Raw genomic sequence first — 23,489 nt, 5'->3', positions numbered from 1 at the left:
CATGACTCAAAGACATAAAGTATTTGTTAGTTATCACCATGCTAATGATCAAGAATACAGAGATAAGTTTGAAAGTCTATTTGCTGATAGACACGATATTATTGTTTCTAAATCAGTTCAGATAGGTGACATTGATATTAATTTAAAGACTGAAACAATAAGACAAAAAATCCGTGATGAATATTTATCCGACTCGACTGTTACAGTCATTTTAATTGGTAGTGAAACTTGGAAGCGCAAGCATGTAGATTGGGAAATTTCATCGAGTATCCGAAGTACAAAAAATAACTCTCGCTCAGGTCTGCTTGGTATAATTTTGCCAAGTTATCCTAGAGGAAGTACCTCAAAATATAATCAGTATACTATCCCTCCTAGGTTATATGATAATTTAAATTGTGGTTTTGCATCTATTTACAATTGGAATAATGATCCTAAAAAAGTCCAGAAATGGATACATGAAGCTTTTTTAAGACGCAATACTATTCTTCCTAGCAATAGTCGTGATTTATATATTAATAATTGCTCTGACAATAGATTGAGTTGGGAAAATTAAAGCATCATTACTATTTTAAACATGACCTAAAAACTTAATTTTAGGTCATTAAATCTTAATTAGGTCATTAAATCTTAATTAGTTAATTATCACTTAAAACCTATAGTATTTATAAAGTATTCCCAAAAAAACTCTCTCTAATTTAAAAAAAATAAGAATCAGAAAGTAATTTTTATTCCATCTTTTAATTCACCATTTCTACAAATTCTTACTAATATCCGTTAAAAACTTAATTTTCATTTTAAGGATGGACTTAGATTAGGTTCAAACAGTTAAGTCTTAGAATTTTCATTACCATATGGCCACTCTATGCAATTTAATAACCCTTTCGAATTGACATCAAACTGATATTTTATTTAAGCATTACTATACAACAAACTCCATATCATTTTAAAAAATCCGCCAGAAAATTATACAAGAATAAAAATAATATAAATTAATATTATAATTTCCATTTTTTAAAATATTCTATATATTAATTATTTATATTTAACTTTGAGAAAAGCATTCATGTCAGAACTTGCAGTTACTCATATTGGCGGTGAAATTGATACTGCTTGGAATTATCGTACAGAATTTTTGAATTATGGAACTTTATATACACAATTTTTCTGTCCGTTCTGTGATATCCCTTTATTTGGCTGCAATATTGATACAAATGAAGAAATTGTACGTTCACCACATTTTAAATATTACAGTAAAATACCACATTTAAATGGGTGTAATGGGACCCCAATATTTTCCAATGCTGAACTGAATAAAAAACCAAAGTCTAAATTTCAGCCAATGACAATGTCTTCCTATCCAGAAGCATTAGTTCCACGCAAAGCACCCAAAATAGTTAATACTGCGGTCCAAGGTATCCCCATTAGTCCACCTTCACTAGAGGAAATTGAGATTAAAAGAAAAAACATCGGAAACCGAGGACGAAACACTCCAAGTTCTAGTTTATTAAAGCCTTTTATAGATGCAAGAATAAGTGTCATACAAGATGGCTATCAAAAATTCCCTGATCCAGCATATGAGACAAAACGCTGGAACTGGATTAAAAGTGTTTGGGCCAATATGCCTCTTCTTTTAGAAGACCAAACAAATTATGAAGATGCTTTTATGCGTCCCCAATATATCAATTTTTATAGAAGACGTATTTACAATGCGCAAGGTAAAGTTTCTTTAGATGGAGAGAATTTTCTTATTACTGGAAAAGCATATATAACAAAAGAACAAAAAGACATTAATGTCCGTTTGTTTATTGATACAGCTCAATTTAATGATAACTCACCGCAAGCCCATAAAAACATAATACAAATTCTTCAGCAACAAATGGAAACGGAAGCTGAAATCAAGTGGTATGCTTATGGTCATGCTGAATTAAATAGTAATAAAGATTTTCATTTAAAAATAAACTGTCTTGATCATCTTTATTTAAAAGTCTAAGAATATAAAACCTTTTATTCTAATTACAGCAACTTTGTTTCAGTAGCACTAGGCATTTCAGATATATTAGTTCTCAGTATGTGCGTATTTTTATAATTCTTTTCATTAATTTGAAGCCCAGCTTACTTAAAAATAGCATTTTATAATGTTCTAATCTAATCTGAAAAGATGAATGGACTTTGAACAAAGCCCGTGACCATGCGTAAAGACAATTGAAATAGAGATTTAATCATGAGACAGCATTGGATGGATGTATCTGAATAAGTTTGATTTCAACCATGTTTGCCTTTTGGTTGAGCGTACCATTGTGTTTTGGGATCAAGCCAAATTGAGACATTTCCTCGATTTATTTATGCTCTGTTATAAGAGAACCAATTGGTTGTACGATAGATTTTAGGTGTGGGCTAATTCATTTGAGAATTATAGTATTGAATCAGCCCTTATCAGTAGCTTTGTGCAACAAAGCCCATCGAAAGTACCAAGGAAACATACTCTCCTTGGTATTCTCCATTTTTAAAATTAAACAATGATTTGTTTATTATTCACAAGATCATCCAAACTAACATTTACGTTATTTAGCGTTAGTAGTAAGTCACTATTAAAAGTCGCCCCACCACCATCTCTATCAAAGTAAATTTGGGTATTTGTTCCATTCAAGATAGTATTGATATATGGAGAGAGACTAGCCACACTTTGATCACCAGTATAATTCACCAATAGTTCACTGATATTAATCTTATCTGCATTCACATTTGTGAGAGTGTTACCTACCATAAAGTCCGACCAACTATCAGCCCCATTTCCGCCTAAATTATCGGCTTGTACCAACAATGAATAGATCGCAGTATCAGAGCCTGTACCACCAATGAGTTGATCATTACCTTCTTTACCATTCAACTGATCGTCACCAGCTCCGCCATTTAAAACATTCTGACCACTATTACCAATAAGTACATTCGATAAAGAATTACCTGTGGCATTGATATTTTCACTTTCCAATAAGGTCAAGTTTTCAACATAATTACCTAACTCAAACGATACTGAGCTTTGTACTGTATCCATCCCTTCACCTGATCGTTCGGTGATAGAATCACCTATATTATCAACAATATAAATATCATTACCTGTACCTCCTTGCAATTTATCACTGCCGGTACCACCATCCAGATAATCGTTCCCATCACCACCTGTTAACGTATTATTTATATAATTCCCAATAATCCTATTATCTAAGGTATTACCTTTACCAGTAGCAGCACTTCCTGTGAGTACAAGGTTTTCTATATTCACTCCAAGCGTGTAGGAAGTAGAACTATATACTATATCTATACCTTCATTACTATTTTCTGTAATCGTAACTCCACTTTCCATATAATAGATATCATTTCCTAGACCACCAACCATTTGAACTTTACTTCCACCTCCACTATAAAATGTATCATCACCAGCCCCCCCGTACAGATTATTGTTAGCTCCATTACCAATTAAGATATTATCTAAACTATTACCTGTTCCATTAATATGCGCAGTACCAATCAAAACTAATTTTTCTACGTTCGCCATCAAGGTATAAGTAACACTACTATTAACACAATCAAAGCCCTGATCTATATCCTCAATCACTTGGTCTGCAATATTATCAACATAATAATTATCGTCTCCGCCATTCCCTTGTAAATAATCAACACCTATACCACCATCTAATAAGTCACCTAGCTGTGAACCAATAAGAGTATCATTCCCTGCTCCACCATATGCATTACCTTTAGCAATATGGACGATATCATCACCATCTTCAGCATAAATAAAATTCAAAGCAGAGGAATCTGGGGCCACAATATTGTCATTCCCTGCACCAGCATGTACCAAGCTAGAGCCTAAACCTACATTTATTGTATCGTTTCCACTTCCTGAATAAATCATATCTCCAGCCTGATATAGAATTCCATCAATATCTGAATAATTTGTTTTATTCTCTGTCAGACCAATAATATTGCTATCTGTATCACCATAACGTTGTGTTACTGTCCCTTGGTTTAAGAAGTCAGCGAAAGATAGCGTCGTGATTTTGAAATTGACAACCTTTCCAGTAGATGAGTACCTGAAACTTTCGCCATCGATATGTACTTTCATATTTTGGAGCAATAATTGTAATTGATCACTAGTACGTAAATCTTTTAATTCAAAATATGTAAAACCTTCAGAAAAGTTAGCAAAAGAAGATTTCCAAGACACACCTTGTTTATCAACTTTTAATGTTGCATCAACTGCATTATATTCAACATTCACTAATCGTCTTGAATTTGAATCATATGCATAATCTTGATTCCCATTTGGATATTCTTCAATCAGTGACCCTGTCGGTCTGGAGTCTAACCAATAGCCATCTTCTGACCATCTGAAGTACACTGCATTGGTATCTAAATAAATTGTACCTGAAAAGTCTGCATCATATATTTGAGTGCCTGACACTCCTTCAATGGTATAATGATCATGTCCTTCACCACCATTTAGTGTATTAACACCGCCGCCATATACACGAAGACTATCGTCATCAATGCCACCGTACACTGTAATGTTTGATGAGTTACTTAAACTAAACCGATCATTTCCTTGACCACCATAAATTGACATATTTGAACTATCAATTAGCGTGATATAATCATTTCCTAATAGAAGATCTAAGCTTGTACTAGAGCCTTGATTATTAATGTTGATAATATCATCCCGATTCGTTGGCTTATTAAACTCATCAAGATAATCAGCTAAACTTAGTTCTAAGTTTTCTTGTTGTAAGAAAATTTTATTAATTTGATAACGTCCAGATGATTCAAAAAATTTCGGAATATAAACGCTATCATTTGTTCCTGCGATAAAAATTTCTGCCCCACCATAATCCTTTCGAACAAACTCTAAGTCAGCAAATTTTGCATCAGTAAATATCAAAGTTGTATCATCTTCTGGTGCATACACTGGTTGACCATTCAAATAATACAAAATAGTACTACTTGATGAACGCTTATCATCTAAGCTATCTCTCCCGTCACCTCGACTAAAAATATAAGTATCACTTCCAGAACCACCATATAGCTCATCAAACCCCATCCCGCCTACTAATGTATCATTGCCTGAATCACCATAAAGTTCATCATTTCCGTTACCACCAAAAAGTTGATCACTTTTGTTTGCACCATAGATAAGGTCATTGCCATTTAAACCATATAGTATATTTTGTTCATCATAAAATCCCTTTAATGTGTCATCTTGCTCAGTTGGTGTATGTAGTTCTCTTTTAATATCATCCTGATACCAAATTGTTCCATTCTCAAACTCTATATGCTGTTTTCCAACGGGTCTAGAATATTGATAAAATGTATAAAAATAATGTTCAATGAGTAAACTATCATCACTATCTTTAACCTCTATTATTAAACGATCAGACTGCATTTTAAGCTTGATATCATCTGGGTTGAGATCTATAAGTTTTATTTTATTATCATCCCCTGCATAACTAATCCAATCATTTCCATATCCACGGCCAAATACAAAAGTATTTATTCCATATCCACCATCTAGAATATCATTACCTGCACCACCATCTAGAACATCATTACCTTGATTTCCAAGCAAATAATCATTTCCTATACCTCCATAAAGCTGATCATTACCAGTTCCACCATAAATTTTATCATTACCCGCTTCGCCATAAAGCTTGTTATTTCCCATTGATACTTCAATCAAGTCATCAGCACTTGTTCCAACATATACACCATCAACAACAAGAAATAAGGCTCTAAACTCATCAGAAGTATATGTTTTACCATTCATCTCAAAAGATGAGATTTTAGTTAGATCAAATTTGATTTCATGCTCTTGGTAATGTAATACCCCATCCCGATAGAATAGGTATTTTTCATCCACTTCAAAATTAAATCTAATGATATTGCCTGAATCGACTTCAATGATTTCATCGTGTCCAAAATTTTCATTGAAGATATAGATATCTTGACCTACACCAGCTTGTAGGATGTTATCGGCTTGATTTGAAATCAGCGTATCATTCCCTGTTCCTCCTTTTGCCTTTTCCAGTGTCGAGCCATAACTAATAAAGCTTTGCCCCGCTGCGAAGATACTGGATTGTTTTTGCCCAATATAGCTCCAGCCCCCAGCATTGAGATCGATATAGACATTTTCGGTTTCCGTAGAGGCATCAAAGAGATCAAGGCCTGCTGCATCAACGATATATTTGTCTGCAAAACTGTAGCTATTATTTTCTGTTCGGATCGTTGGGTTCACCCCATACAAGTACTGTAATGCGGCAATATCAAAAAATTTCAAGCCGGCGTCATTCACACCATTGCTAGTGTATGACATGATGGTATTGTTTTGATTATTTTCAGATTCTGGTAAAACAGGTGCTTCAAATGGATGCTTTAATCCCAATGCATGTCCAATTTCATGTAGCAGCACTTCAAATCCATTGGTCCCTTCGCCCAAATCTGTGGATAGCTCAAACAACAATGAGTTAAGATGTATTTCTCCTGACTGTGCACTGCCATAGCCTGCCGCTGCACCCGCACCCGCACTGGTCAAATCGTCCAAATAGAATGTTAAATCTCCATCACCTGTCGCTGAGCGAACAAACTGGATATTTAACACTTCTGCAAATTTGTTCAATGCTTGCTCTATTGCCTGCATTTGTGTCAGGGTATAACCACGACTGTTTGGAGCATCATTGGCTGGGAATGCATAAACGATTTGTGTTTTCCCCAATACACTGATTTCTTCACGTGTTACAAGTGCATCAATAAAATAGGCAACACCGTCAAGTGGGTCAGGGGGTAATTCATTTTCTTCAGGAGGGGGAGCCATGTCCATAATATTGGCAGTATTCCATACCGTACCATCTTCAAAGCGTACTTCTGAAATTTCAATGTGATCGAAGAGTTCTGGATTATCTAAATAGCTATGATTACTGGTATTTCTGACTTTGTAATAATCATTCACCGTCACTTGATCATCAGTACCATATTTAATGATGAGATTGAATTGATCCCGAATGACTGCCCGTATCTGAGTGGAATCAAAATTAAAATAGATAAAATTCTGATAGTTAAGTGATGCTAGATCTGAAACTTCCTCTGTAATCGTATCTTGACCATCTCCTATTGAAAAGACATATAAATCACCACCAGCACCACCAATTAGCCTATCATTCCCTTGTCCACCAAACAAAATATCATCATCGGCTCCACCATATAGAGTGTCAATATCTTCTCCTCCGTAGATGATATCGTTACCATCTCCTCCAAAGAGCATAATATCATTCCCAGATCCCCCATAAATGATGTCTTCCCCAGCCTCACCATTTATCAGGTCATCCCCTGCATCACCAAAAAGGATATCTTTATGTTCACCACCATAAATATAATCCTTACCCTCCCCTCCGTATATAATGTCATCATTTTCACCACCATAAATATAATCGGTATCATCCCCACCATAAAGAATATCGTTACCGTCCTCTCCCAAAATACGATCTTCATCTGCAAGCCCAGCTGTATTATTTTCTCCTCCAAAAATAATATCGTCACCTGCCTGTCCATGAATTATGTCATTCCCAATACCACCATAAATTAAATCATTACCATAACGGGTGAAATCAGCAGATTCAGGTGGAGCATTTGTTCCCACCATAAGCATTAAATCACCGTCTATGTAATCATCACCCTGTCCACCAACGATTACATCTGATTCATAGCCTCCAACAAGTTCATCATTATTATCACCACCACTAATATAATCTCTACCTACACCACCATGAATGACATCATCGCCTTGCCCACCATAAAGGTAATCATCTCCTCCTCGTCCATAAAGATGATCATCATCTTGCCCCCCATAAAGTTGATCCGCATCACCAGAACCGATTATAAAATCAAAGCCTTGACCGCCATAAACGATGTCAGAACCTGGATCACCTATATCTTGGCTATTTAAAAAGTTCAAAGTATTGATTAAATCAACACTTTGCCCATTGAATTCAAATTTGAAGGTAATACTCGGTAAGATTGTAGTCGTTATAATTCCATCTTTGATTAAATAATAATTATATGATCCTGTTATATCTGATATTTTTTTATCATAACTGAAATTAATATTCCAATCTTGCAATGGTTGATCAGTTATTTCACTCGTATTTAACAAGCCTAATTTATCAGTAAAATAATTTACACCAATTTGATAGACTGCTGAACTTAATATAATATCATCGCCCATCCCACCTTGGATGTAATCTTTTCCAATGCCCCCTAAAATAATGTCATTACCTACACCTGCAACAACATAATCATCACCAGACCCACCATTTATAAAATTATTACCATTTCCACCATCAATAACATCATTATTAGAGGTACCACTAATATAGTCATTCCCATCAGCAGCATTAATCATATTTTGATTGTATACAATATTATTGTCATTATTCAGAGTAGGTAAATTAGCTAGATTAGGTGTAGTCTCATTCGATCTTGGACTGAAAACTAATCCCATATCTCCGTTTTGGGTCCAACCATCTACATAGATCGTATTTTTTTCATCACCGACTTTATGAATACTAATTATAATTTTGTCGGTATCTTCGCCTAGTTTTTTAATAATGAAAGCACCATTGGTACTTTTCCAAGCACCTAGACCTTGATCATAGTCACCCACTTCAATTTTTACAGAATTGGCTTGGATAAAACCATCTTGGTCTTTAATGTAATGAGTTCCTAATGTTTCTTCGATAATGATGTATGTATCATTTCCCGCCTTACCTTCTAGGATATTTGTCCCACTACCACCTTCGATAAAATCAATGCCTGAACCACCAAAGATGAGGTCATTGCCTGCATTACCTTTTAAATTGTTCCCAATAATACTGCCTGTTGAATTTTCGCCCTCATAACCATAAATGACATCATTTCCAGCTCCACCATCGATGTCATCATAATTCTGACCGCCATGCAGTACATCATTACCCGCACCACCCGCGATGACATTTTCACCATCATAGCCGTAGATAATGTCATTACCATTGCCACCATACAACTCATCTAGTGGTGGTAAATTTGTGGTATTAGAAGAGTCAGCATAAATGATATCGTTACCATCACCACCTTCGGCTGTTAGTTGCCCCTTTCCACCTACGAGAACATCGTTATCTGCACCGCCATCAAGCGTATCATTCCCATCTCCGCCATTTAGATAGTCATAACCATCCCCACCATACAGTTCATCAATCCCCTGCCCCCCATGCAGTACATCATTGTCTGAACCACCATCCAGCTTATCATTCCCATCTCCACCATTCAGATGATCATTATCTTCTCCGCCATACAGTTCATCAATTCCCTGACCACCATCTAAATAATCGTTGCCGATACCACCATATAACTTATCATTATCCCTTCCACCAAAAAGTTTGTCTTGATTCCCTCCTCCATAAAGTTCATCATCACCCGTTCCCCCATAGAGATGATCTTTTGCACCCGGACCTAAATCAATAGGTTCCCCTAAGTTTACCGTTGCATCCCAACCATAGATTTTGTCATTGCCACCCAAGCCATAGACATAAGACTCATTATTACCTGATGGAACAAAAATTGTATCGGCCTGATTGGCTTGACTCTGGTCCCCTACTTTCCAATAACTACTCTGACCAAAGAATTGATTTAAAATGAAGTTTCCACCAGTTTCCAGATGATCTATTAATGATACATTCGCAAGCCATTGTTCTGCCTCAGTGACATAAGCAGAGACATCGATAATTCGAGCGATGCTCAGTGCAGCAGATAAAGAATGGTCGCGGAGTTCCGTATGCGTAATTAAATGATTGTCTTGATCTAAATATATGGTGCCATAACTGGCTTCTGTGACCCAATTCACCAAAGACAAGCTGATCGCTAATGCATCTGGCCCCGTTCCCTGAGACTCTGTGATTTCCTGCCAGATTTGATCAACAGCATCTGGACCAAGCTTTTCACTGATAATTTTCATTGGGGTTTCTAAGGTCCAATAATCGATACTGAGACCTGCAGTGTTAAAAACTTCGTCATGAAACGCACGGATTGTTGGGAAATCAATTTCCTCATTAACGCTGCCGCCATTAGCTTCCGCTTTCGCGAATAAAGCCTTTAAATATCCATCTAACATGCCGACCCGAATTTGCTCAATCAATGCCGTGTCAATCGAGGTTCCCGAACGTTCAGCTGTCTCCTGCATGAAACCCAAGGCCGATATCCCAGTGATTGATTCCCCAGTAGCGACACCGTAGGCCCAACCCGCATAACCGAATCCCATGTTGTTTAATTCAGCATATATACTGGGCACCCTTCCAATGCCGTCTTCAAGTAATATTTGTTGATATTGTCTAATTTGCTCAATGGTTAAAGTTTGAATTGTACTCATGTGATATTCCTTTTTAGTTGTTTATTCTTTTTAAGGTTTTTGGATCGACAGCATAGCTCTCGATGAGTTTTTCAGAATTTTTTCGAATCAGTTGCCAATCTTTTAAATGGACTCTGGCAAAGTTTGCAGTTAATTGCGCCTTCATAAAAGGTTCCAAATTCCAACGCATCTGACATTGCGCAGCCAGCAAACCTTTAATCACAAAATTATTACATCTGATTAAAGTTATCACTTTGCCTGAACGGTCTTTCTGAATATATTGATCATCCGTTTTGTCCAAACCATAATGTTTAATCCATTCTGGATGTGGGCTATATTTCTCCAGACCAAACTCATGTTGCTGTGTAGGGATATAAATATAAATATAATGTGTATCGATCATATTTTGTTTTGATACTATTTTTGAATCAACTGTAGAGTTAATAGATACAGCTGTTAAATCTGGGTGATAGCGAATCCCTGCATGTATAATCAATTTGACCCATTGATGATAGGGGGATTTTATATCCACCTTATATTGCCGATAAGCTTCTTGCGGTGCACCTTGATAAGTATTCAATGCGATCCCTGTGGGATATTTCATATCCACCCCAAATGAAGTAATCACCGAATTAAAATCACGAGGGGGGGCTTTATAGCCTTTATAACGATGCTCCGGCTTTAAGACTGGAGAATCCTCATATTCCAGAAAAATTACATCCTCTGCCAAAAGCACAGCTTTACCACCCAAATTCCCAACTCGATAAGGTAATCCATTAGGTCCCATTGGGCGTTTAAATTCAGCTGCGGTATTTTTTTTCTGCTCGCAAGCGGTTAAAAAGAGTGAACTTATACAAGCAGCTATAATGATTCTTTTCATTGCATCGCCCTCATTTTTTAGACAATAACGTCTGCGGCCGAACCTTTTCCACCTCAGCAAACAATGAAAAGGTTTGATTCACATAATTCACCACACCGGAGATTTGATCCATGTAATGCATCAGTTCTGGGGTTTTTTCGGCTTGCATCAGCTTGATAGTGCGTGAAGGGTCATAACCATCAAATTGGCAATAAAACAGTGGTTCTCCGCGTTTAAGAATTAAATCTTTTGAGGTGTCATGCCATTCAAAGGCCCACATCAAGGGACGTGGCCAAATATGAATCGGGAAGCGGCCTCCAAAAATAGTGCCTGGTAATGGATGTTTGCGATAATGCCCAAAAGCCTCGAGTTGCGTCAGGTACACCACTTCATCTGCAATAAAACAGTAAGGCAGTTTCAACTGTAAAATCGGCACTTGGGGTGTGCGCCATTCATTTTCACTCACCAAGGTAATCAGTTCTCGTAATTTATTGGTTCGTACTGGTGATTGCTCTCCCAACACATTCACGATACTCGGTTTACCCTGCCCATCTCGGGAAAAGCGTAAATGAAAGTCAAAGGGACAATTCACCACAAAATAGCGACTCTCCAACTGTAAGACTGCTGGGCAACGACTGGCTGATTTTGCATGCTTAGTTTGCGATTGTGAGCGCATGCGATAAGGCGGTTCAAAAAGGATAGATGCTTTATCATCTATTAAAAACCATCCTACCTGAATTGGACCCGTGGCTTCTCTAGGGTCACTATCTTCTACCGTAAATTGAATGTGCATTGTTGTTATTCATAAGTATTAAGCAAAACATTATAACCGCAATACTGATCAGTTTTTACCCAAAATTATAATTTTACTGCCCAATTTGTAACACTAATTTAGCTCCATACCACTGATTTAAATAATTTTACCGTACCCCCATCTAGATATAAATAAAATGCTCCACAACTTCACAAGAAATTGTAGATTACATCTCAAAAAAAATACTAGCGCTCTCGTAATGCTTCCTTTGCTTTATTAAATGGTTTTAATAAATAGTCTAAAATGGTTTTTTCACCCGTACGAATATCGACTGTTGTCATCATGCCCGGCGTAAGCGAAAACTTCTGCCCTGCCTTGTTCTCTAATTGGTCACGGTCAGTTTGAATATACACTCGATAATAAAACTGATCCTGCTTGACTTCATCACGAATAGTATCTGGGGAAATAACCGTGACTTTTCCTTCAAGACCACCATAAATGGAATAATCATAGGCAGTAAACTTAACCAATGCCGATTGATTGGGATGAATAAATGCAATATCACGTGGTGAAATGCGTGCTTCCACCAATAGCTTTTCATCCATTGGAACAATAGTCATCAACATTCCATTTTGAGGGATTACTCCTCCTAAAGTTACAGTATCAATTTGTTTAATAATCCCTCGTACTGGAGCCTTGAGTACTGTACGTTTTAAACTGTCTGATCGACCTTGAATCACGGCTTGCTGACTTTCAATTTCAGTATTGGCTTTTGCTAATTCTTCTCGGGCACTGACTTCATATTGGTGGCGAATATCTTGAATTTTATTATGTAAATCTGTTGCTTGACGTTTCAGACGTAATACTTCAACTTCACTAGCGGCACCTTTAGCCACCAAGGGCTCTGTCATCGATAATTCTTTTTCGACCAATGTTAGCGCGTGTTGCAGCCCAATAATCGATTCTTGTAAGTTACTACGTCGAGCATGATACAGTGCCGTTTCTTCACGCAACAAATGAGGGTCTTTTTGTACACTCTCAGGAAAGACTAACGCGGTTTGATTCACTTCTGCCTGTAGTCGTGCCGCTCTGGCTTGAGCTGCTACTAAAACTGAGGCTGACTCTCCAACATGAGATGCAAAACGTGTTGGATCAAGCTGAGCCAGTATTTGACCTTGTTTTACAATCTGTCCTTCTTTTACATCTAAACGCGTTAATATCCCCCCATCTAAGGATTGGATCACCTGTTCTTTAGAAGAAGGAATTACTTTACCCGTTCCTGTAGATACTTCTTCAAGCTTGAAGAACCACGCCCAAATCAAAAAGATTGCTAGGCATAGGGTAACGATCCAAATTACTAAGCTTGACTTAGGTAATGTAGGTTCTGAGTGCGAAATAAACCCTGCTCGAGAATTTTGAGTTGCTTGATGGTTCATCAATTCTCTCCAACGATTGCAGTATGTTGAGTATGTGATTCTTGTTGTTTTATGATTTGCTGACGTGGTGCATCCATCACCACTTTGCCTTCATTTAATACAATAATGCGATCTACCAGCTCTAACACTGCGCGACGATGCGTGGCGATCACCAGAGTCCGTCTATCTAGCCATTGTTTCATTTGGTCAATAAATTCTTTTTCTGCGACATCATCAATGGCAGCAGTAGGTTCATCCAGTAATAAAATACTAGGTTGTCTTACAAGCAATCTGGCCAATAAGAGTGCTTGGCGTTGACCGCCAGAAAAACCTAGCCCCCCCTCAAGAACCACATGATCCAACCCTTGTTTCTTCTCTTGTACAAACTTCAAAGCTCCTGCCATATTTAATGCTTGCATTAGATCATCATCGGTAGCAAGGGGAGCACCTAATAGTAAGTTCTCTCGAATCGTGCCATAAAACAACATAGAATTTTGGTTGAGGAGTCCAACATCACGACGTACATCGGCGGGGTCAATTAATGCTAAATTTAATTGATCTAAATGTATCAATCCTTGCTGCGGCGTTTGCATTCCTGCCAGTAGTTGTAACAGTGTAGATTTACCCGCTCCATTACGTCCCAATAAAGCGATCTTTTCTCCTTGTTTAATCTTTAACTCAGGAATATTCATGACTGGTCTTGATTCATCTTGTTGATATTTAAACAAGACATTTTCCAGATCATAATCACCACTGAGGTTTGCTCGATGGATAAAATGTACATGATCGGCCTGATCGACAGGCTTTTTCATCAACTCATCGAGTCCCTTTTTCGCAACTTTTGCTTGCTGAAAACGACCAAAAACACCTGTCAGTTGCGAGATAGGTGCCAACATACGTGAAGACAAGATTGAACAAGCAACTAAAGCGCCTGTGGTCATTTCCCCTTTCATTACAGCAAAGCAGCCCACAAGCACGACAATGGCGTAAGTCAACCCTTGAATTTTTTGTGTCCAAGCCGATAGTACACCCACAATTTTACGTTGTTGCATACTAATCTCTGCCGAGACTTCATTCATATGGTTCCATTGATTCTGAAAGCGTGACTCACCTCGTAATAACTTAATGTCTTCAACACCTTGAACTGTTTCAACTAAAATCGCATTACGAATCGCCGATTCCCTGATTCCCTGCTGTGCTAGTTTTGCCAGCGGTCTTTGAACAATGATTCCAGGAATAATCATCAATGGAACCACCAAAAGCATGACCCAAAACAAATTACCGCCAATAAACCAGAAAATTGCTAAAAATAAAAAAAAGAACGGTAAATCAGCAATTGCAGTAACAGTGGTTGATGTCACTAATTCTCGAACCCCTTCTAACTCTCGTATTTGTGAAATAAAGGTTCCTGTCGATTTAGGTCGCTGGTCATTTTTAATTCGTAGTGCATGTCCAAACACGAGATCTGAAATTTTTAAATCAGCCCGCTTCCCAATAATGTCAGACAGATATATCCGTGAAATCCTCAAAACAAACTCAAAAATTGCAGCAATCAATACACCGCCTGCCAACACCCACAATGTAGAGATTGATTGTGATGGAACAACACGATCATAGACTTGCATAGAAAAAATAATGGTCGCCAAAGCCAAAAGATTGGCAACCAATGAGGCCAACATAATGTCGAAGTAGCGTTTCCAGTCTTTTAGAACAATCGACCAAAACCAATTTTCTTGATAAGGTTTGATATATTCATCCACACGGAGATCGGCAACCGCTTTTTCTGGTCTAAGTAGATAACTGCTTTGAATAGAAGCCAAAAGTAATTCTTGTGTGATCTGCTGTGAAAGCCCTTGTTCTCCACTCAGTTGAATACCAATATTACCTTCGGCATCCATCTGATGAATGACACCAACTTGACCATTTTTCAACTCAACTAAGAGAGGAAAACTCCATGGGTTAAGAAGAGTCTGATCCACGCTACTTTTTTTTAAACTTAACCCTACTTGACGACAGATGAATATGAGCACTTCGTCTGTAGTTTGATTTTTATTCCATTCTAATTGAGTTTTAATTCGTTCTACCGAAGGCTCTATTCGATAATGTTTTGCAATATTGAATACAGCCTGCAACCAAGGCTGGTAATTTATTTTTATTGTCATGGCTTGATTTCATTCCCCAAATAATTTTTTTGTTCTAACTCATACACTTCAAAGCTTCGCCCAGTTGCTGCAATATACTGAACTAAACTGCTGTAGATTTCATAACGTGCATTTTCAATATCTGAAGCTGCGATATGGATGGATTGTTCGGCATTCAGTAAATCTAAGGCTGAACGTGTCCCTAACTTATATTGCTCTTGATAGAGTTCTTTGGTTTTGATCGTGGTCTTTTGTCTAACCAATAGAACTTTCATTTGTTCTTGTTTGTGCTCAATTTGTTCACGACTGATACGAATCTGATCCAAAATATCCAAATGTACAGAATTTAATTTTGCTCTAGCAGCTTGTTCTGCATAACTGGCTGAACGAGATTGAGCGGCAATCGCTCCTCCTTGAAAAAAATTACTATTGGCCTCTAACATGATCGAACTATAAAAACCATTATCTTCATTATTGTTAGGATTATGTCCATTGATTGCTTGGCTCATCGAGCCTTTAACATTAAGGGTCGGATAACGACTGAGTTTTGCCTGAGATTTCTGTGCTTGAGCCACTAAAATTTCAGCATGTGCTTGCAGCATTTTAGGGATGTGATCCATTTCTGGATCTACATATAAAGCTGACCGAGACACAAAACTATCTGGAATAATCCAATTCTTTTGACGAATATCAAAACCAATCAAGTTTTGTAGTTGCAGTTGATATTGAATCAATAAGGAGTTTTGCGCGATTAAATTTGCTTGTGCTGACTCTAAGTAAGATTGTGCTTGTACAGGATCCGCTTGACTACTTAATCCAGCTTGAGCTCTTAATTGCGTTATTTCAACAATACGCTTAATCCCTATGATTTGTTGTTCAGCAATACGGACCATTTCTTGTAAACGTTTAATATTCACAATTGCTGATGCCACTTGCTGTGAAAGATTTTCAACTGTAATCAACAATTGGCTTTCCGCTCCCCACGAGCGTGCCGTTTGTATATCTACACTGGATTTCACTTTGCCAAAATCATAGAGCATTTGTGTTGCACTGAAACTGATGAGCTGTCGTCCTCGCTCACCTGTGGTCATATCTCCTGTATTAATCCCACCAGAAAACTGGGGAAAATATCCAGAACGCGCCACTGCGATATTTTCATTTTGTGCAGCAAAACTCGCAATTTGTTGCTGAATATCAGGATGCGTTAGCACTGCCTGCTGTACTGCATCCATAATATTGATTGAGTTCATTGCTTCGAATGCTGGTACAGATGTATTTGGTGCTGTAATCCGTTTGGTGTCAAATGGATGATTTTCTTTGTAATCATATAAATTATATTTTTCAAATTGCTGATCACGTTCATTTGGACTTGAAGTAAACATGGGAAGAATTTGATTGTTTAATTCATCAATATTGACTATTGATGTCGCCAATGCATTCAGTGGCAAAAAAAGTAAGCACAACATCCTTTTTTTGATGATTTTTTTTCGCTTAATATAATACATGTTCTTAAAATTTTAATGTTTACATGATTTTATATAAACTCTTTATTAAAATAAAGCTTTCATCTATCACTAATTCCATCTAATGTAATGCTCACCGACTTAGAACAAAGCAAAAAAAAATTATCCTTTCAAGATCATAAATTCCAATAGCTTGCTATACCCCATGAATTAAAATTCATTATGCACAATTCACTATATCGATTTCCTGATTCTCTAGTTTTGTATATGGAACTAAGGCGGGGCGGTATCCTCTTTAGTTCCATTATTCCAATGTATCCCCTACCCAATTATAACCTCCACCACAGAACAGCAATTCGCTCAGATCATAGGCAAACTCCTTATTTTTTTATGTCAGCATGGCTGTTCAGGCTTTCCCCACCGCCTTAACACTCTGCTGTAAGCCCTGCTGAAGATCCTGAACCTGACTCAAATCGGGTTCATTTTTGGGATTTTGTGGTGATGTTTCTCCCGTATAAAACTCGTCCACAATCTCCAGCCCCTCCTCCCCATCCACCTCGAACTGGGCATTGGCATAACCCTGCCGCGCCATTTGATCTAAAGCGCTTTGGTTAAACCCAGCTGCTTTACTCTGCTGATCAATTTCTTGCGCGGTTTGAATGGCTTCTTGTAAATGCATGCCATCTCTGAGCGTCAGGTCTACGTAATACACAGGGGTACGATAGCTTTGCGTCGTGGATTTTCCCCTTAATGTCAGTTGCAGTGGAAGACAGGACAACAAGCCATTGGAGGCTGCATGGTAATAACGTAAACGTGCCGCCAAGGTACGAATGCTGTTAAAGCCCGTGGTTCTAAAGATGAAAGTGCCAAACTCATCTGAATCATCCAGATTGACATACAGTCGACCATAAGGTTTGCACAGTCCGCCTTGTGCTAAGGGACAAATGTCTGGCGATGGACAAGGATGCTGCTCAACACCTTGTTGAGTCAGTCTTTGGCAAGTTTCTCCATTGCCGATACACACGGGGCGACCTGTTTGTTTATCAAATAGCGTGTACTCCGCTCTTAAATTCAGGTCGGGATCATTAAAGATCATCCGTACAGGAATGCTGCAGAGTTTCTGATTTTGAGCTCGAGTTTGGTTTTGGTTTTGGTTAGCGGCTTTAGCACGAAGCTGTTCATCTAAGGGATGCTTGATCCATCCGTCTTTGCTCTGGATTTGGCTGGTAATGGTAAATTGATCGTCCTTTTCAGGTAGTCGTTTACCATTCTTTTCCACAATTTTACCGATACTGATCCGACCGAGGATTGGTGGGGTAATCGCAAGTCCTTTAATCATTTTGATTTCCTCTGTTCGTTCTTGATTTAAAATTGAATCGACATAAAAAAAGCCCATGCCGTGATGGGGATGGGCTTTTGTGTATATGGTTGGAGCATTTTTTGCTTAGGCTAAGTTTCATCACTATAGATTTGGAAACGCCGTGAGCCTGGCTTGGTGTGTGGAAACTGATTCAGATATTCAGGATGCTGTAGCAGTAAGGCTTTGGCATCCAAGCCGATGGAGTCTTTGGACTTCTTCCACGTTACCGAACCTGTTTTAAAGGTGGCACGTTCGCTTTCCTGCATCTTGGCTTGCAGCTGATGTTTGAGGAGGTCGAACTGTTCCTGATACTTTTCAATTTGATGACGCGCTTGAAGCAGTTGCTCAAACTGTTGATTGGCTTGTTCATCTTCAGACAGATCCGTGGTCGAGAGTGGCACATGTTCTGGATAGAGTAACTGTAAAGCTTTAGCAGCCGATTCACTGGCATCGGCTTCAGGGGGAATATCTTTTTCTACACAGTCCCAGAAGTAACGTTCTGCATTGACGATATGTTGGATCACTGATTCAGAACGGGTCACTTTAAAGATTCGAGTTTCATGTCCACAGAGTAAAACACAGATATGCGCGGCCTGTTTACCTGTGACGGCCAATTGATGTTGTACCTGACACAAGACATATAAAGGCACGCCATCCCTCCACAGTTTGGCACCATATTCCCCAGCGGTTTTACATTCCAATATTTGTACCTCTGCATTACCCACTACCGAGTAATCTAGATTGGCGAGCATGAAGTATTTATCAGGATCTGGGTGTTGCAGAACAGCATTGACCCGTCGGACTTTGGTGTTGGTGTGCAGGCTGTAGTATTCCGCAACTAAAGGTTCCAGTCGTTTACCCCAATACATCGGAGCATGCCCTTCACTTTCATCTTCGAAGCTGGGTTGAATCCGTCCTGTCTTCAGCATCCAGAGTTCCAGCATCGACATATAGGGATTGAGTCCACAAGCAGCAGCACAGTCACTACTGCCAATGCCTTGCTTACGGACTTCTAGCCATTCAGCATAGTTTAGCGTTTTGGTATTGACCAAGCGTTTGGCCGTCAAGGCGCGTGTTGATCGTGACGGAGGGTTATAGGGGGTTAAGGTGTTATTCTGAATACTGTTTTGTATTGGACTGGGATGATTCATAGAGAAGCTCCTATTTCTTGCCTGAGGTGAGTTGAAATTTCAGGCATAAAAAAAGCCACATCTGGGGATGTGGCGAAGAGGTATCATGGATTTACGGCAATCAGAACAATGCTGATGTCATAGGTTCATGATAAAAGCTGAAGATTAAATCTAACTTAAATGACCAAACGTAATGCCTGTTCCAGACCACGTTGTTTTAATGCAGCACCTGCACCAAACCAAGCGGAATCCAGTCGATGGTCCTGACTCATGGCACGACGTTCATGATCCGCAAATTCGGTGATACTACATAGCAAGCCATAAGCAGTGTCTTTGGCTGAACTGAGTTCTGCACCACGTCCCTGTCCATTAAACATAGACATGACTTTGGACATGGCACGTCCATTCGGTTCAGTCTTGGTTGCGTTATTTTTGGCTTGAGTGGCGACATTGCGATAGAACTGAATAATGCCTTCATCCTGTTCAGATGTACTGAGATTACTATTGTTAAACACGGCATCGAAATACATCGCGGCTTCTTGTTGACTGACTTTACGCTGACAGAGTTGTTTCATTTCATACATGTGTTCTTGCCATGCACGCACTGAAATCCCGAGTTGCTGTTTGATCTTGTCTGCATCGAACTTGGTGCTGTGTGGAACTTTGACTACACCTGCACTGCTGTTCTGTCCTTTGAGTGCTATCGCCAAAGTGTTGTTACACACTACGCGGATACTGGTAAATTGAGCCGTGGTGGCAAGCGTGCCGTCACACGCGGTGGCCAATAAAATGTAGCCATTACTGACATCCTTACCCTTGAGTGCTGAGGTCTGTCCTGTACGGGCTAGTGCCCAGAATTTCTTGCCACCTTTGAGTACGCCTGCGGTTTCGAGTTCAAAGCCTGATTGTTCAGTCAAGTCACGATAAAATTCCAAGATCTGTTTCGGTTGGACTTCTTGATAACGTTGGCTGACCACCGATAAGGGGGCATGGGTATCTGAACGATATAGTACCCGTTGTTCATCATGCGGCAGGATCAGGTTTTGTCCTTTATGGTTGGCTGCCATATAGCTAACATTGGAACTTTCGATCTGCCAGTCCATACCTGCCTGTTGTGCCCAGACTTCGATGGGTTGATTTGGGGTCAGTTGATTGCCGAGTCCATGCCATGGGGTTTCCCCTACATAGGCCATTTGTTCAAGTTGATGTGCCATCGTAAATTTCTCTCTATATAAATAAGTTAAATGAAAATAGGTATTGTTGTGTGCTGTATTGCAGTACTTTGCCGAAATTGATTTAAGGGGTATCCACCACAGCAAAAGACTGCTGACAGTCTAGACAGCGGTATTGCGGGACGGATTGGTAGTAACGATAAAAGTAGTGTTGGCTGACCATGATCAGACTACTGCCGACCACAACGCCGACTAATCCACCGATATAAGGTGGCACCCCCATGCTTTTGGACAGTTTGATGCCGAGCATGGCCAGTTGCAGCGGTGAAAGATGCTGCATCAATTGTTCAAAGGCCTGAAACTGCCCTTGGCTAATGGGTTGCAACTCCACATGATGCGAGCCGCAATAGGGACAGGAAATGGATGGCATTGAATTGCCCTCCTTGATAAAGATGAAGCAGAATTGCAGGCATAAAAAAAACCGCATCCCTTGACGGGATACGGTCGGTTTACGGTTTAATTTACACGGAGTCTCTATGTACTCCATGTCTCATTCACTTATTGGAAGCTATAGCTCGCAGTACCATTTTCTGTTTCGACATCCACACGGACCACATTGTCGTAACTACAGCCTTTAAGTTGTAGTCTTAAGCGTTGCCCCATTTTAAAATGCTGTGGGTAATCAACTTTTCGACGATAGCCCTCATAGTTGCATTGCCCATTATTGATCGAGACATTGGTGACACTAATCGGTTCTGGGATATTGGAACGAATGGTGATGACATTGGCGACTTGACTCCCTGACCACCAGTTACTGGTGTCTTCAGTATTCAATTCAACGGTAAAGGTATTCGGGTCTAAGCCTGAAGCACAACCGGTTAACAACAGGCCTGCTGTCATAAGCAACAGCATCGGTTTAAATATGGGTTTCATCCTGATAATCCTTAAGCGTATGGGTTGGGCAAGTTCTTAGTTCGGTACAGTGACTTGACCATTATTGGCATTGAAGTGAACAAAGCGTGGACAACCACCCTGAAAGTTCACAGTGAAGTTACGCCAACCACGGTTGCCAGGATTGGTCTTGTACAGACATTCATAGACACCACCGCCAGTATGTCGGGTTTGTACCAAATAGGCTTCACTGGCTTGAGCAAACCAACCCGCCTGTACGGATGTAGCCCCTGCGAGTAAGGATGAAATCAGGATTGTTTTTACGGAATTCTTGAACATAAGCATTTTCTCTTTTTACGGTAACACCCAGCGCAACAGCGCCAGTGCTCCCCTATGCAATCAATGTTGGAATGAATATCTAAGTTTTTTGAAGTTGTTATAGACGATAAAGCGTACGGATCTACGCTGCTTCAAACAGCATCAGAGATTCATCTTCATATCGGTAATATGTGATTGAAAAAGTTTTATTCTTAAAAAGTGATAGATACAGCTCAGCCTTAGAACAGCAAGGGCATGCTCTAATCACTCAAAGATCGCAACTTTGAAAAAGAGAAATATAACAGCGGGTATACAGGTAAGCGCATGGCGTACTCCTTTGTTTAAGAGGAGTTCTACCGCATCACTGTCAATTGATGGTGGCAGAACGAAAGAGGGTTGACAGACTGGCAACAAAGAAACCAGCACGCGCAAGCGCGTCCCCCTTCCGCCCTACCGCAACGAAAAGGGGGACGAACGGGTTCCCAACACGCAAAATCAAATTTCGCATATTGTCTTTGTTATTGGGTCTGTCAAAACCCACTGGCGATGTAGGCCAGCGCTATAAGCTTAATAGTCGCGTACAAGATCGTCAAGTAAGCACTTGATTGGGTAATAATTTTAAGATTATTGATTTAGTTGAAATTCTAAAACACTTTAAAATTTAACAAATATAATAGAACTTCTGACCATGTATAAATAAGTCATAAGTAATGATTGGGATTTCGCAATTACACACTACATTAACGTGTATTTAATAATTCTAGAGCGATTCAACACTATGTTTAACATCTATTTTTAAGGGGAATACATTGAATTTATGCATTGCAATGATCCGTGATATCGATTGGTCTATGACCAAAGATATATTTTCCATCATAGGTACATTAGGAGGTCTTAGTATAGGGACTTTCGGACTATTCACTTGGAGGAGACAATTAAAAGGAACTAGTGAATATGAGCTCTCAAGAAAAGCTGTCTTAAAAACTTATGAAGTTCAACAAGCACTTCAGGCTGTTAGAGACCCTCTATTGTATTTAAGCAAAGATGAAGTTGAAGCCAGACGCCACCTTGAAGAAGAACAACGAATATACGATAAGCGAATGTCTTCTGTTTATGAAAAGTGGGCAGAGTTGCAAACAATACGTCTTGAAGCAAAGGTCATATGGTCAGACTCTGCACATGATTGTTTTAATGATATTCAACAATGTATTGGGAAGTTAAAAGGTGCTATTTGGTTGCACTTTTGGATGAAAGGTGCTTATGCAGGTCCTGGTGCTACTATTGATAATAATCCAGAGCGAATCATTAAAAACAACAACATAATATATTTTGCATTTGAGAATGATGAGTTCAGTAAACAAATTGAAGAATCTGTTGCTAAAGTAGAAAAATTCTTCAGCTCTAAAATCCACGGTGAGTAAACTGTGCTAGCTCTAAACTTCCAACAAAGTAATACTTGCTATAATAAAATCACCTAGATATTTTATAATCGCAAAACAAAAACGCCAAATAACTAATTATTCAAGCATGGAGCAATCTTGTTGCTCCATTTTGCTTAGGTCT

General features: G+C 38.9%; 15 protein-coding genes and 1 pseudogene. 3 read left to right on the top strand and 13 right to left on the bottom strand.

The annotated features are described in order from the left end of the window. The first annotated feature begins 1 nt into the window (after position 1). Positions 2–553 carry a TIR domain-containing protein gene (locus MKI85_RS10570; RefSeq protein WP_241627598.1) on the top strand — a complete coding sequence of 184 codons (552 nt, stop codon included), beginning with the start codon at positions 2–4 and terminating at the stop codon, positions 551–553. A gap of 510 nt (positions 554–1,063) precedes the next feature. After that, a complete protein-coding gene (locus MKI85_RS10565) occupies positions 1,064–1,990 on the top strand; it encodes a hypothetical protein (RefSeq protein WP_241627596.1) in 927 nt (308 codons plus the stop codon). A 176-nt stretch (positions 1,991–2,166) separates the two neighbouring features. Here MKI85_RS10565 and MKI85_RS10560 read toward each other — a convergent pair. From MKI85_RS10560 to MKI85_RS10490, 13 genes and pseudogenes are all read right to left on the bottom strand, one after another. Then, positions 2,167–2,382 (bottom strand): annotated as a pseudogene (locus MKI85_RS10560) (transposase); the annotation flags it as partial. A gap of 127 nt (positions 2,383–2,509) precedes the next feature. Next, a complete protein-coding gene (locus tag MKI85_RS16910) occupies positions 2,510–10,444 on the bottom strand; it encodes a calcium-binding protein (protein WP_281070032.1) in 7,935 nt (2,644 codons plus the stop codon). 13 nt (positions 10,445–10,457) lie between these two features. Then, positions 10,458–11,303: a hypothetical protein gene (locus MKI85_RS10540; protein ID WP_241627594.1), complete on the bottom strand. Its 846-nt coding sequence runs from the start codon at positions 11,301–11,303 to the stop codon at positions 10,458–10,460. A gap of 10 nt (positions 11,304–11,313) precedes the next feature. Beyond that, on the bottom strand, positions 11,314–12,075 hold the full coding sequence (locus MKI85_RS10535) for a hypothetical protein (RefSeq protein WP_241627592.1): 762 nt from the start codon (positions 12,073–12,075) through the stop codon (positions 11,314–11,316). 206 nt (positions 12,076–12,281) lie between these two features. Continuing rightward, positions 12,282–13,472: an HlyD family type I secretion periplasmic adaptor subunit gene (locus MKI85_RS10530; RefSeq protein ID WP_241627590.1), complete on the bottom strand. Its 1,191-nt coding sequence runs from the start codon at positions 13,470–13,472 to the stop codon at positions 12,282–12,284. Further along, positions 13,472–15,613 carry a type I secretion system permease/ATPase gene (locus MKI85_RS10525; protein WP_241627588.1) on the bottom strand — a complete coding sequence of 714 codons (2,142 nt, stop codon included), beginning with the start codon at positions 15,611–15,613 and terminating at the stop codon, positions 13,472–13,474. The genes MKI85_RS10530 and MKI85_RS10525 overlap by 1 nt, the downstream gene beginning before the upstream one ends. Next, positions 15,610–17,097, bottom strand: a complete 1,488-nt coding sequence (locus MKI85_RS10520) for a TolC family outer membrane protein (RefSeq protein ID WP_413351662.1) — start codon at positions 17,095–17,097, stop codon at positions 15,610–15,612. Before MKI85_RS10520 ends, MKI85_RS10525 begins: the two co-directional genes overlap by 4 nt. Before the next feature lie 364 nt (positions 17,098–17,461). Next, positions 17,462–18,394 carry a recombination directionality factor gene (locus tag MKI85_RS10515; protein ID WP_241627584.1) on the bottom strand — a complete coding sequence of 311 codons (933 nt, stop codon included), beginning with the start codon at positions 18,392–18,394 and terminating at the stop codon, positions 17,462–17,464. A 110-nt stretch (positions 18,395–18,504) separates the two neighbouring features. After that, the gene (locus tag MKI85_RS10510; RefSeq protein ID WP_241627582.1) at positions 18,505–19,566 is read right to left on the bottom strand and encodes a YqaJ viral recombinase family nuclease; all 1,062 of its coding nucleotides are present in this window, start codon (positions 19,564–19,566) and stop codon (positions 18,505–18,507) included. A 155-nt stretch (positions 19,567–19,721) separates the two neighbouring features. Continuing rightward, the gene (locus MKI85_RS10505; protein ID WP_241627580.1) at positions 19,722–20,759 is read right to left on the bottom strand and encodes a DUF932 domain-containing protein; all 1,038 of its coding nucleotides are present in this window, start codon (positions 20,757–20,759) and stop codon (positions 19,722–19,724) included. Between the two features lie 82 nt (positions 20,760–20,841). Next, positions 20,842–21,147, bottom strand: a complete 306-nt coding sequence (locus tag MKI85_RS10500) for a hypothetical protein (protein WP_241627578.1) — start codon at positions 21,145–21,147, stop codon at positions 20,842–20,844. A gap of 128 nt (positions 21,148–21,275) precedes the next feature. Beyond that, complete coding sequence (locus MKI85_RS10495) at positions 21,276–21,650, bottom strand: hypothetical protein (RefSeq protein WP_241627576.1); 375 nt, start codon at positions 21,648–21,650, stop codon at positions 21,276–21,278. Positions 21,651–21,686: 36 nt separating this feature from the next. Continuing rightward, positions 21,687–21,947, bottom strand: a complete 261-nt coding sequence (locus MKI85_RS10490) for a hypothetical protein (RefSeq protein ID WP_241627575.1) — start codon at positions 21,945–21,947, stop codon at positions 21,687–21,689. A gap of 830 nt (positions 21,948–22,777) precedes the next feature. On the opposite strand from MKI85_RS10490, the gene MKI85_RS10480 reads away from it, so the two are divergent. Beyond that, positions 22,778–23,347 (top strand): hypothetical protein, encoded by a 570-nt coding sequence (locus tag MKI85_RS10480; RefSeq protein ID WP_241627571.1) that lies wholly within the window; start codon positions 22,778–22,780, stop codon positions 23,345–23,347. Positions 23,348–23,489 lie beyond the last annotated feature (142 nt).

The sequence above is a fragment of the Acinetobacter zhairuonensis genome (assembly GCF_022601715.1).
Taxonomy (GTDB): Bacteria; Pseudomonadota; Gammaproteobacteria; order Pseudomonadales; family Moraxellaceae; genus Acinetobacter.
This window is presented reverse-complemented; position numbering and strand designations above follow the sequence as displayed.